10 protein-coding genes are annotated in these 12719 nt (G+C 55.6%); 1 reads left to right on the plus strand and 9 read right to left on the minus strand.

Going from position 1 to position 12719, the window contains the following annotated elements:
* Positions 1 to 438 precede the first annotated feature (438 nt).
* Positions 439 to 1989 carry an exopolyphosphatase gene (ppx, locus tag CIK78_RS17405; RefSeq protein WP_096282161.1) on the plus strand — a complete coding sequence of 517 codons (1551 nt, stop codon included), beginning with the start codon at positions 439 to 441 and terminating at the stop codon, positions 1987 to 1989.
* On the opposite strand, the gene tilS is transcribed toward ppx, so the two are convergent.
* From tilS to CIK78_RS17450, 9 genes are all read right to left on the minus strand, one after another.
* Positions 1964 to 3250 carry a tRNA lysidine(34) synthetase TilS gene (gene tilS, locus CIK78_RS17410; protein ID WP_096282162.1) on the minus strand — a complete coding sequence of 429 codons (1287 nt, stop codon included), beginning with the start codon at positions 3248 to 3250 and terminating at the stop codon, positions 1964 to 1966. The two genes, ppx and tilS, sit on opposite strands and share 26 nt — an antisense overlap.
* On the minus strand, positions 3231 to 4187 hold the full coding sequence (accA, locus tag CIK78_RS17415; protein ID WP_096282163.1) for an acetyl-CoA carboxylase carboxyl transferase subunit alpha: 957 nt from the start codon (positions 4185 to 4187) through the stop codon (positions 3231 to 3233). Before accA ends, tilS begins: the two co-directional genes overlap by 20 nt.
* 114 nt (positions 4188 to 4301) lie before the next feature.
* A complete protein-coding gene (gene dnaE / locus CIK78_RS17420) occupies positions 4302 to 7808 on the minus strand; it encodes a DNA polymerase III subunit alpha (RefSeq protein ID WP_096282164.1) in 3507 nt (1168 codons plus the stop codon).
* A gap of 79 nt (positions 7809 to 7887) precedes the next feature.
* Positions 7888 to 8514: a ribonuclease HII gene (gene rnhB, locus CIK78_RS17425; protein ID WP_096282165.1), complete on the minus strand. Its 627-nt coding sequence runs from the start codon at positions 8512 to 8514 to the stop codon at positions 7888 to 7890.
* Positions 8504 to 9676 carry a lipid-A-disaccharide synthase gene (gene lpxB / locus CIK78_RS17430; protein ID WP_096282166.1) on the minus strand — a complete coding sequence of 391 codons (1173 nt, stop codon included), beginning with the start codon at positions 9674 to 9676 and terminating at the stop codon, positions 8504 to 8506. The genes rnhB and lpxB overlap by 11 nt, the downstream gene beginning before the upstream one ends.
* A gap of 17 nt (positions 9677 to 9693) precedes the next feature.
* Positions 9694 to 10461, minus strand: a complete 768-nt coding sequence (gene lpxA, locus CIK78_RS17435) for an acyl-ACP--UDP-N-acetylglucosamine O-acyltransferase (protein WP_096282167.1) — start codon at positions 10459 to 10461, stop codon at positions 9694 to 9696.
* The gene (gene fabZ / locus CIK78_RS17440; RefSeq protein ID WP_096282168.1) at positions 10458 to 10901 is read right to left on the minus strand and encodes a 3-hydroxyacyl-ACP dehydratase FabZ; all 444 of its coding nucleotides are present in this window, start codon (positions 10899 to 10901) and stop codon (positions 10458 to 10460) included. The genes lpxA and fabZ overlap by 4 nt, the downstream gene beginning before the upstream one ends.
* Before the next feature lie 149 nt (positions 10902 to 11050).
* Entirely contained in the window at positions 11051 to 12085 is a 1035-nt protein-coding gene (gene lpxD, locus CIK78_RS17445; RefSeq protein WP_096282169.1) for a UDP-3-O-(3-hydroxymyristoyl)glucosamine N-acyltransferase, read from the minus strand.
* Between the two features lie 53 nt (positions 12086 to 12138).
* On the minus strand, positions 12139 to 12639 hold the full coding sequence (locus CIK78_RS17450; protein ID WP_096282170.1) for an OmpH family outer membrane protein: 501 nt from the start codon (positions 12637 to 12639) through the stop codon (positions 12139 to 12141).
* Positions 12640 to 12719: the final 80 nt, after the last annotated feature.

The following is a 12719-nucleotide window of genomic DNA, read 5'->3' on the forward strand; positions in this document are numbered from 1 at the left end:
TTTAAGTTACGCCGTGTGATGCGTTCAGACCCCGGAGAAGACACGCGCTCGAAAATGAAAGGAACTTGATTGGGCTCAGTTAATAACACTATTGATTAGTGTAATTAAGGCTCAACTCGAGGGTGCTAACAGTTGTTTAATCCGGCTCGCACAGGAGAGTGGCGAAACCAGTGGGCTATCTGACGACTTGGAAATCTGGCTGACGCTAACGAGATAAACCATGAGTAACGTCTGGGGCGACCAAGATGCCGTACTTGAACGACGAATGTAAAACGGTTTGTTACCATAACGCCGCGCTTGTGGACACACTAACAAACTAGGTCATATCAAGCCAGTAGCTCGATGGTAGTCAAGCATCGCGACAAACGCAAGTCTTTGGTAATTGACAATGGATAAAGCTCACCGCAACCTTGGCACAGATCATAAGAAGGATAGCGTATGCCCCAGGACCTTTCGACACCCACTACCGCCACTGCGGAGACAGAAAGCGTTGCGCCGCAGCGTTTTGCCGCGATTGACCTGGGCTCCAATAGCTTCCATCTTTTGGTGGCCAACTATCAGCATGAGCGCCTACAGGTCGTCGCCCGACTGGGCGAAAAAGTCCAGCTGGCAGCGGGTTTAGATGATGATGGGCTGCTCAATGAAGCAGCCATACAGCGTGCGCTGGACTGCCTGGGCCGCTTCGCGCCGTTTCTAAGCGACATTCCCTATGGCAACTTACGCATCGTCGGCACTAACGCGCTGCGCGACGCGCGTAACAGCCAAGCCTTCATTGAGCGCGCGGAAGCTCAGCTGGGTCACGCTATCGAGATTATTGCCGGTCGCGAAGAAGCCCGCCTCATTTACCTGGGTGCTGCTCACGCGCTGGCTGAAAACGGCCGCCGCTTAATTGTCGATATCGGCGGCGGCTCCACCGAGTTCATCATTGGCGAAGCCTTTGAACCCAAAGCATTGGAAAGCCTACGCATGGGCTGCGTGACCTTTTCTCGACGCTTTTTCCCCGATGGCGAGTTAAACGAAAAACGCATGCGCCGTGCTGAAATTGCCGCCCTTTCAGAGCTCGCCAATATCCAGCGCCCTTATCAGCGTTTAGGCTGGGACGACCCGGTCGGCTCAAGCGGCACGATCAAAGCTGCCGCTAGCGTGCTGCATGCTTACGGCGATACGCCTCATGAAGGAGTTATTACGCGAAGTGGGTTAAAAAAACTGCGCGAGCGCCTGCTGAAATGCAAGCAGCTGGATAAAGTCGAACTCGATGGTCTAAAGGCTGATCGCGCTAAAGTCTTTCCTGCAGGGGTTGCCATTCTAGGCGCAATTTTTGAAGCCTTCGATCTCACGCAAATGCGTTTTGCGGACGGCGCCCTGCGCGAAGGCGTGCTCTACGATATGGCGGGACGCAATAGTGCTGAAGACTCACGCTCGAAAAGCCTGGAATCGCTGAAGCGAATCTACGATGTAGATACTCGCCAGGGAGCCAATGTCGCCGACACCGCCGAGCGCTTATTTAATCAGGTACGTCATGCCTGGTCGTTGGGCCCTGCCCAGGCACGCCACTTACAGTGGGCAAGCCATGTGCATGAAATTGGCCTTGCGATTTCCCATAGCCAATTTCACCGCCATGGGGCCTACCTGTTAGAACACTCGGACCTGGCCGGCTTTTCACGCCCGGAACAGCGCCAGCTTGCCTTTCTAGTGCGCGCCCATCGACGCAAATTTCCGCTCAAAGAGTGGCAGGCGCTGCCAGAAACACAGCAGGCAAGCGCTCAAAAGCTTGCCCGACTGCTGCGCTTGGCGGTTTTATTTAATCATTCTCGACCTGAAGCGATGCCAGCGCTGCCGCTAATAAACGTCGATAGCGACAGTTTGACGATTACACTGCCGGAAAGCGATGAACCCACCCTGCTGAGCACCGACCTCGAACAGGAGCAGGCGTTTATGCAAGCCGCGGGGTTTAACTTTGCGGTTAAGCAGGTAAAGGCTGAGGAGTAAATTCGACGCCTTCAGCCTGCCAGAGCAGTCTCTCAGGAGGAGAAATCACACCAATACAGGCCCCTGCCTGCATCACCACCACTAGCCGTTCGCGCTCCCAGGGCGGCACGGATGCCTCTTGCAGCAACCGCTTTAAATCGCGCCGACCACGCCCGGGCAACTGAATCACTTCGCCCCCCTTGCGCCAGGCTACCCGCAGCCGTTGTGAGCAAGCCACCTGCCAACCTAACCGCCCCAATGGCGTTTCCAGCGGCGTTTGACCGTCCCAGAAAACGTCCCATGGCGGTAGCGATTCAAACTTTGTCATCACGTAGAGCCGCTGACGCCATAGCCGCGCCTGAACACCCGGCCACTCAACGCAGACTTCTGCACTCGCCTTAGCTGTAAGCTGCTCCAACAGGCTTTCTAAGCGTTTTTGCGGCGGCGGCGGCAAGCCTTGCTGTTGGCACAGCGCCCGCACCAGCAGCCGCTGACGCGGGCGTGAGCATCGATTAAGCGCATCGACATCCACCTGACCATCATTGGACATAAGGCCCGCTAGCTCTGCTGCCACATATTCGCCCAGCACGGCATCCGCCTCATACGCATGCGCCGCGCTATTCGCTAACGCGCGCGCGGCTCCTGGCCAGCGCTCCTGGATCTCCGGCAGCACGCGATGGCGCAGGCGATTACGATCAAAGCTGATATCGCTATTGGTAGGATCTTCACACCACGTTAGCGCTAACGAACGCGCTGCGGCGTCCAACTCGGCTCGACGTGCGCTCAGCCAGGGGCGCACAAGCGTAATGCCCTGAGATTCACGCCGATAAGGCATGCCCACCAGGCCACGCAACCCGCTGCCACGTAGTGCAGCGAGCAGAAACGTTTCTGCCTGATCATCCTGGTGCTGGGCAAGCCATAGCGCATCACCAGAGGCTAGCGTGGCGTAAAAAGCTTCGTAGCGAGCGTTACGCGCCGCGGCTTCGATACCCTGCCCCTGCACAGCCACCGTGACATTGACCACTGTCAGCGGCACATTCAAGCGTTCACACAGCGCCCGCGAATGCGCCTCAAAGGTCTCGGCAGCCGCCTGAAGGCCGTGATTGATATGAACAGCGCGAACGCAGCGATTAGCCTGCTTGCCTACCATGGCGGCGAGTGTTACCAGTAGGCACGAATCTAAACCGCCGGATAGCGCCACCCAAACAGAGCGCCCCGGCGGGGTTTCCGCCAGGGCGTCGTTAAGCAGGCTTTGCAGTGTGCTAAGCGGCTGGGGCGCCATAGCTCATTAAGCGCTTGTAGCGGCGTTCCAGTAGCGCCTCGGTGTCCATCGACTGCAAACGCTCTAAGCTGGCAGACAGCGCCTCTTTAACGCGCTCAGCGGTGGTTAGAGGATGCCGATGCGAGCCGCCTAACGGTTCTTTAATCAATGAATCGACAAACCCAAGCTCTTTTAGACGCTCGGCGGTAATGCCCATGGCCTGAGCAGCGTCAGAGGCTTTGGTCGCGCTCTTCCATAGAATCGAGGCGCAGCCTTCCGGCGAGATCACCGAGTAAGTCGAGTACTGCAGCATTTGTAGCTCGTCGCAAACGCCAATAGCCAGCGCGCCACCGGAGCCACCCTCACCCACCACGGTAGAAATAATCGGTGTTTTCAACCGAGACATAACGGCCAAATTGTAGGCAATTGCTTCTGACTGACCGCGCTCTTCGGCATCAATGCCTGGGTATGCGCCGGGCGTATCGATAAAGGTCAGAATCGGCATTTTGAAACGTTCGGCCATCTCCATCAGGCGGCACGCTTTGCGATAACCTTCCGGACGCGGCATACCGAAATTGCGGCGCACCTTCTCTTTCACGTCACGGCCTTTTTGATGGCCAATCACCATTACCGGCGCATCGTTCAACCGCGCAACTCCACCAACAAGAGCGGCATCGTCGGCGAAGTTACGATCGCCATGCAGCTCATCAAAGTCAGTAAAAACATGCTCAAGATAGTCGAGCGTATAGGGACGCTGCGGGTGACGCGATAGCTGAGAAACCTGCCAGGGAGTTAAATCCTTGAAGATCGACTCCGTCAGTTTGCGACTTTTTTCTTCCAGCCGAGAGATCTCATCCGAGAGATTTACCTGACTGTCGGAGCTGACTAAACGCAGCTCTTCAATTTTTGCCTGAAGTTCGGCAATGGGCTGTTCAAAATCGAGATAATTAGGATTCATCGGCGCTACCTGTAAGAAGCCTGATCGAAATAAGCATTGATAAAGAATGAGAGAATAAGAGCATTATCGCACCCTGATTCTGCCACGCAAGGTGAAGGCTCCGTGGTCGCCTGGCTAGCGGTAGCGAAGTTGAACACCCGCCTGGCCCTGCACATCTCGCAGCGCTAGCAATAAATCGTCGCTCGGCGCGACCTTCCACTCATCGCCAAGCTCAAGCCAAGCCACCGCTGCCGGATGGCGGTACTGCAGGCGTACTGGCAGCCCTGCTTCATCGCGGTAGGGCGTAAGGCTATCACGCAGGCTCTCAATTAAACGGCCGTTGATTTGCTCAGCGTCTAGGGCAAGCTCAACCGCCTGACCATAGCGAATTCGCGCTGTCACCATAGGCGTGACATCTTTACCACGCAGGCGCAAACCGCCAGAAAATTCGTCGCTAGAGACTTCGCCTTCAACAATTAACACCTGATCGGACTCAATCTGGCCGCGCAGCTGCTCAAACAGCTCGCCAAACAGCGAGGCTTCAATGCGTCCGGTGCGGTCATCCAAGGTGATAAACGCCATGGTATCACCACGTTTGGACTTCATCGTGCGCACGCCAACCACCAGCCCTGCCACACGCTGAGGATCGCGAGAGGGTTTTAAATCACTGATGCGAGTGGAAACAAAGCGCTTTAACTCACGCTCGTACTCGTCAATCGGGTGACCGGTTAGGTAAAGCCCCAGGGTATCTTTCTCCCCCGAAAGCCTTTCGCGATCAGTCCACTCACGCGCGCTGAGATACTCGGTGTAAACGTTGCTCTCGCTGTCGTCGGCTTCGGCGAAGGCATCGCCAAACATATCCAGCATGCCCAGATTCTGATTGGTATGATTCTGCGCAGCGGCTTTTAGCGCGTCTTCCATCGCCGCGAACAGCACCGCACGATTAGGACCTATCGTATCGAGTGCACCGGAGCGAATCAGCGCCTCCAGGGTGCGCTTATTCATCCGTTTAGGATCCATACGCCGGCAAAAGTCGAAGATATCCTTAAACGGGCCGTCCGCCTTACGGGCATCAACAATGGCACCAATCGGCCCTTCGCCCACACCTCGGATCGCGCCCAGGCCATAAACAACGCGAGCGTCCGTATCCACCGTGAATTTGTAGCCCCCCACGTTAACGTCTGGGGGCGTCACCGTAAGCTTAAGATTGCGACACTCTTCAATCAGCGGCACCACTTTATCCAGGTTGTCCATTTCGGTGGACATGACGGCCGCCATAAAGGGGCCCGGATAGTGGGCTTTCAGCCAAGCGGTTTGGTAAGACACCAGCGCGTAAGCAGCCGAGTGCGACTTGTTAAAGCCGTAGCCGGCGAATTTTTCTACTAAGTCAAAGATGTTACCGGCCAGATTCTTATCGATACCGTTGGCGGCACAGCCATCCATAAAGCCGTCGCGCTGCTTAGCCATTTCTTCGGGTTTTTTCTTACCCATGGCGCGACGCAGCATATCGGCCTGGCCAAGGCTGTAGCCTGCCATGACCTGAGCGATCTGCATGACCTGCTCTTGGTAAAGAATGATGCCGTAGGTAGGCGCCAACACCGGCTTAAGCAGTTCATGCTGGTAATCCGGGTGTGGATAAGAAACTTCGGCCCGGCCGTGCTTACGGTTGATAAAGTCGTCGACCATGCCCGACTGGAGAGGCCCGGGACGGAACAGGGCCACTAGGGCAATCATGTCGTCTAGTGAGTCGGGCAGCAGGCGCTTAATCAGCTCCTTCATGCCACGCGATTCAAGCTGGAACACCGCGGTGGTTTCGGCGCGCTTTAGCATTTCAAAGGTCGGTGCGTCGTCCAGCGGAATGCTGTCGATATTCAGCGCCCCCTGGCCGTTAACGCTACGCACTTTATCGACCATCTCCAGCGCCCAGTCGATAATCGTCAGCGTACGCAGACCCAAGAAATCGAATTTGACCAGGCCCGCTTCTTCAATATCGTTTTTATCGAACTGGACGACGAGGCCTGAGCCATCTTCATCACACAGCAGCGGTGAGAAATCGGTGAGTTTGGTCGGCGCGATTACCACGCCGCCCGCGTGTTTGCCGGTACCGCGCGTGGTGCCCTCTAACTTAAGCGCCATCTCCCAGATCTCTTCGGCCTCTTCGTCGTTGCCGATAAACTCTTTAAGCGCTGGCTCTTGCTCAATCGCTTTGGACAGCGTCATACCAACTTCAAAAGGGATCAGCTTAGAGAGCTTGTCGCCCAGCGAATAAGGCCGGCCCTGAGCGCGAGCAACATCGCGCACCACGGCCTTCGCCGCCATGGTGCCAAAAGTAACAATCTGCGAGACCGCGTTACGCCCGTAGCGCTCGGCCACGTACTCAATGACTTTGTCGCGTTTTTCCATGCAGAAATCGACGTCAAAGTCGGGCATGGAAACACGCTCAGGATTCAAAAAGCGCTCGAATAGCAGGTCGTAACCAATCGGATCTAAATCAGTAATTTTTTGCGCGTAGGCTACCAACGAACCTGCACCCGAACCACGCCCAGGCCCTACCGGCACACTGTTATCCTTCGCCCACTGGATAAAATCCATAACGATCAGGAAGTAGCCGGGAAAGCCCATCTGAATAATAACGTTCAGCTCAAATTCAAGTCGCTCGCGATAGCGCTGCTCGATCGCTTTGTATTCGTCACTCTCGCGAGGATAGCGCTCAACGGGAAATAAGAAATCCAAGCGATCCGTCAGGCCATCGTGGGAAACCTTTCGGAAAAATTCGTCCTGCGTCATGCCCTCGGGAATTTCGAACTCAGGCAGGAAAATCTCGCCAAGGCGCACATTGACGCTGCAGCGCTGGGCAATCATCACGCTATTTTCTAGCGCTTCGGGTATATCGGAGAACAGCGCCGCCATCTCATCGGGACTTTTGAGGTACTGCTCTTCGGTATAACGACGCTCGCGGCGCGGGTCGTCCAACGCTTTGCCTTCGCCAATCGCCACCCGGGTTTCATGCGCCCAGTAATCCTCGCGAGCCAAAAAACGCACGTCGTTGGTCGCGACTACCGGCGTCCCGGTCTCGATGGCTAACTTGACGCTTGCGTGAACACAGGCCTCTTCCAAGGGGCGCCCGGTGCGCACTAACTCTAGATAAAAACGCTCAGGAAAGGCTGCCTGCCATTCTTTCAATAGCGCTCGCGCATCCTGCTCGTGATCAGATAGCAGGTGGCGGCCAATTTCGCCCTCACGGGCGCCGGAGAGCGCAATCAACCCCTCGCTCTGCTCCATCACCCACTGTCTATCGAGAATGGCGCGCCCTTGGCGCTGGCCGTGAGTCCAGCCCTTAGAGATCAGCTCAGTGAGATTACGATAGCCAACGTCATTCATCGCCAGCAGCGTTATACGGTAAGGGTGCGATTCGTCGTGCGGGTTCTGAAGCCATAAATCGCTGCCAATCAAGGGTTTTAACCCAGCGCCTTGGGCCGCTTTATAGAATTTTACCAAACCAAATAAATTGGTTTCGTCGGTCAAGGCCAGCGCCGGCATCGCCCGTTCAGCGGTGGTACTGACCAGCGATTTAAGCTTAACCAGGCCGTCGACCAGGGAGTACTCACTGTGCAAACGCAGATGGACAAACGGTACCGTCATGAGACTCTCGCTAACGTCATAACACCCTCAACAAATTCATAACATTCTCGGCAAATAAAAACATTGGCTTAAAGCAGCGCTAGGGTATGTTGGTCGTTGATAGCTGACGCTGAACGGGCGCAAAGCTGCGTCGATGTTCGGGTAAAGGCCCATGCGCAGACAGTGCCGCTAGGTGCTCTTTTGTGGGGTAGCCTTTGTGACGGGCAAAACCATACTCAGGATAGCGCATATCCAGCGTCACCATTTGGGCATCGCGCCACACTTTAGCCAAAATTGATGCTGCGGCGATAGCCGCATGGCGGGCATCGCCTTTTACCACGGCTTGCCCGGGCAACCGGTGACCGGGAAGCTTGTTACCATCGATGAGCAGATACTCGGCCGAAGGCGCCAGCGCATCAATGGCTCGGCGCATAGCTAAATGAGTGGCGTGATAAATATTTAGCGCGTCCACTTCGGCGGCACTGGCCTCTGCTATCGCAAACGCTATTGCCCGCGCGCGGATCTGTTTGTCCAGCGCTTCACGGCGACGCGCGCTTAATTTTTTCGAGTCAGTCAGACCTTCAATCGGATGGGCAGAATCCAGAATGACCGCAGCGGCCACGACGCTGCCGACCAGTGGACCGCGCCCAACTTCATCGACCCCGGCAAGCCGCTGGCCGATATAGGCAACCTCTAAAGGCGGATAGTCGGCGTTGTTAATCGTCATAAGCCTCCTCCCATGGCTGCCCGGCTGCCAAAGCGCCGAGCGCTTGCGCCGCACGCTGGCTAGCGTTGCGCTGCAGCGTGGCGTGTATCTCGGCAAAGCGCGCTTCAAGCGCGTAACGGCTCGGCTCATCGGTCAACATAGCGCTGAGCTGGTCAGCAATCGCCTCAGGCGAGGCAGCCTCCTGAATCAACTCAGGCACCAGTGTTTCTTGCGCGATCAGGTTCGGCAGCGACACCCACTGAGTTTTCACCAGCCGCTTCGCCAGCCAGTGAGTGGCTGGCGCCATTTTGTAAGCGACCAGCATCGCCCGGTGGCAGAGCATCGCTTCAAGCGCCGCCGTACCGGAGGCGAGCAAAACAATATCGCTTGCCACCATGGCTTCGCGGGCTTGCCCATCTAGCAAACTAGTACGCTCTGCAAGCCGCGGGTAGTCGGCAAGTAGTGCGCTTATTTCACGACGTCGATCAGGCGTTGCGGCGGGAATAACAACGTGCAGCGCGGGATGACGCTGACAAAGCTGCTCGGCAGCGGCCAAAAAAGTAGCGCCTAAAAAACGCACTTCGTTAGCGCGCGAGCCCGGCAGCAGAGCCATCACCGGCGCATCAGCAGGCACGTGGAGTTCACGGCGCGTGGCATCACGATCATTTTCAAGCGGTAGCTCGTCGGCCAGCGGGTGGCCAACAAACACGACGGGGACTCGATGGGCGCGATAAAAAGCAGCTTCAAAGGGCAGCAGAGTCAACATGCCATCGACTGATTTGGCGATGCCTTTCACTCGGCCCTGACGCCACGCCCAAACGGAGGGGCTGACGTAATGAGCGGTCGTGATACCTGCCTCGCGGAGCTGTCTTTCTAGCCCCAAATTGAAATCAGGTGCGTCTATGCCCAGCATAATATCCGGCTGCCAGGCCAGCGCTTCTGTTTTTAAAGTACGCCGCACACGAATCAGCTCAGGCAGATGCTTGAGCACTTCAACTAGCCCCATGACTGACAGGGTTTCTAATGGAAAACGACTTTCCATGCCCTCAGCCTGCATGCGAGGCCCGCCCATACCTCGAAACTCAACGCCCGGATGACGCGCTTTCAACTCGCGCATCAACCCTGCGCCCAGAATATCGCCGGAGAGCTCCCCAGCCACGAGATAAACGCGTTGCAGGGTCATAAAATAATTCGCATGGGCTAGCGGGTAATGCCGCGTGTCGAGCGCTCAATAGAGGCGGCGAAATGCTCGACCTCAGGCAAATCAAAGCGGCTGCGCATCTCGGCAAGCGCCTGCTCTGTCGTCAAGCCCTGGCGATACACCATTTTGTAGGCTGCAGTAAGTGCGTTAATCGCTTCGCGACTAAAGCCTCGACGCTTCAAACCTACTAAATTAAGGCCGCGTGCTTCAGCAGGATTACCATTAATCATGATATACGCAGGCGTGTCTTTGGTAATAATCGAGCCACCGCCCGCCATCGCATAATCGCCAAAGTGGCAGAACTGATGTACTGCCGACAAGCCACCTAGGATGACGTAGTCGCCGACGGTGACATGGCCAGCCAAGGTGACCTGATTAGCCAAGATGCAGTCGTTACCAATAACGCAATCATGCCCAACGTGCACATAGGCCATAAATAAATTGCGCGAACCAATCGTGGTTTCACTGCGATCCTGAACCGTACCGCGATGCAGCGTGGCGCCTTCGCGAATTACGTTATCGTCGCCCATCACCAGGCGCGTTGGCTCGCCTGCGTATTTTTTATCCTGGCAGTCTTCGCCTACAGAGGCGAACTGAAAGATACGCGTACGCTCGCCCAGAGTAGTGGGGCCTTTAACCACCACATGAGGGCCAATGACAGAGCCTGCGCCGATAGTGACGTCTGGCCCAATAACACTAAAAGGACCCACCTCAACGTCATCGGCGAGACGCGCCGCTGGGTCGACCAAGGCAGTAGGATGTATCAAGCAACCTTCCTCTCGGCACAAATAATTTCCGCTTCGCAGGCTAGCTCGCCATCAACAGAAGCGCGACAGGCGAATTTCCAGATACCGCGTTTACCTTTGATAACGTTCGCTTCTAACGTGAGCTTGTCACCGGGCATAACCGGGCGCTTGAAGCGCACTTTATCGCTACCTACTAGATAATAGACGTAACCATCGGCCGGTAATTTATTAACCGTTTTAAAGCCAAGAATGCCACATACCTGTGCCAGCGCTTCGATAACAAGCACGCCGGGCATGATCGGATGGTGCGGAAAATGTCCGTTGAAAAACGGCTCATTGATGCTAACGTTCTTGTACGCAACGATGGACTCACCGATGGTCAATTCCGTTACTCGATCCACCAGCAAAAACGGATAGCGGTGGGGCAAGTATTCGCGAATTTCATTGATATCCATAACCATCGTAGCGACCTCTAAAATGACAAAAAAACCTGAAACACCTGAAGGGGAATCAGGTAAATACCAGCACGCCTGCTGGTGAAAAGGCTGTGGATTATACCCCGCCGCGATCTAGCCTCAAGCTAACGGCGGATAAAATCATTCAGCACTTGTTAATCTCGCTGCTTTTTTTCCAATCGCGCTAAACGCTTGGCGATATCATCGAGCTGCTTAAAGCGCACCGCGTTTTTCCGCCACTGGTTATTGGCCATGGCACCAGTGCCCGAAGAGTAGACACCAGGCTCATGAATAGAGTTCGTGACCAGGCTCATTCCCGTCACCTGAACGCCATCACAAATGGTCAGGTGGCCGGATAGCCCGACGCCGCCGCCCAACATGCAGTGCTTGCCGACTTTCGTTGAGCCCGCAATGCCGACACAGCCTGCCACTGCACTGTGGTCGCCAATAATAACGTTATGGGCAATTTGCACCTGGCTATCGATTTTAACGTCATTGCCAATTACCGTATCACCCAGCGCGCCACGATCAATACTCGAGCAACTGCCGACTTCCACATCATCACCCAGCACAACGCCACCTAACTGAACAATTTTATGCCAGCCGGCACCATCGTGAGCAAAGCCAAACCCATCGCCGCCGATGACACAGCCACTTTGCAGGATCACGTTCTTGCCAATAACGACGCCATGGCAGACGGTAACGTTGGCGTGCAGGCGCGTACCTTCGCCGAGCTGACTATCGGCCCCGACCATACTACCGGCACCAATAACGACGCGGCTGCCAAGCACCACTCCTGCTTCCACGACTGCGTGCGCCTGGATAGAAACATCGGCACCTAGCTGAACGTCATCAGCTACCACCGCCGTCGGGTGAATACCGATCACATCGCGCGCCGGCAACGGATCAAACAGCTGAGAGAGCTTGGCATAGCCTAAATACGGGTTATCAATTTCCAGACGCGGCACAGGGCAATCTTTGCCATGCTCGGGGTGTAATAACACCGCCGCTGCCTGAGTCGTCGCCAAATCTTTCAAATAGGCACGGTTCGCCAAAAAAGCCACTTGATCCGGCTGCGCTTCTTTTAGCGTCGCAAGACCGCGTATCGGCTGCTCAGCATTGCCCTTAAAGGCAACGCCTAAGTGGCGAGCAATGTCTGCAAGAGTAAGGTGATGAGAAGCGTGCGTCATGGGAACCCAGAGAAGCTTTGGTGTGGCCAGGCCACACCAAACATCATTTAAATTTAGTTCAAGCCATCAAAAATCTGAGTGACTTCGTCGGTCAGATTAGGCAGGTCAACACCGGAGTGTAGTACACCCTGTGGCTCAACCAGCACGTCTATGCCGTGACGCTCTAGCACTTGCTCTACGGCTTGCTCTAGCTTGGATTCAGCGCTTTCTAAAAACTGCTGTTCAGAACGCTGCTGTGCCTGCATCACTTCTTGACGAAGTTGCTCAAAACGGCTGCCCTTTTGCTGCAATTCGCCTATCAGCGACTCACGCTGGGACTGCCCCATTGTTTCACCTTCGTTTTGCAAGCGCTGCTGGAGCTGCTGAAGCTCGTTGCCAAGAGACTGCGCTTCCCGCTGCTGGCTGCCGATCTGACCTTCCAGACTGCTCAGTGACGCTTGAGCAGACTGGGTATTCATCAACGCTGCTCGCCAATCAAGTACGGCCACTTCCGCCGCATGAGCAGGTAAAATCATCGCGCCCAACAAGCATACAACCGCTGTCAGTTTACGCATTGTGTTAACTCCTTAGGTCACGCTAGTGCGCGCCACCATGGCACGCGACCTAGCAAAATTAGAACGGCTGCCTCTTAGAG

Origin of the sequence: Halomonas sp. JB37 (genome assembly GCF_002332255.1) — a bacterium.
Classification (GTDB): domain Bacteria; phylum Pseudomonadota; class Gammaproteobacteria; order Pseudomonadales; family Halomonadaceae; genus Vreelandella; species Vreelandella casei.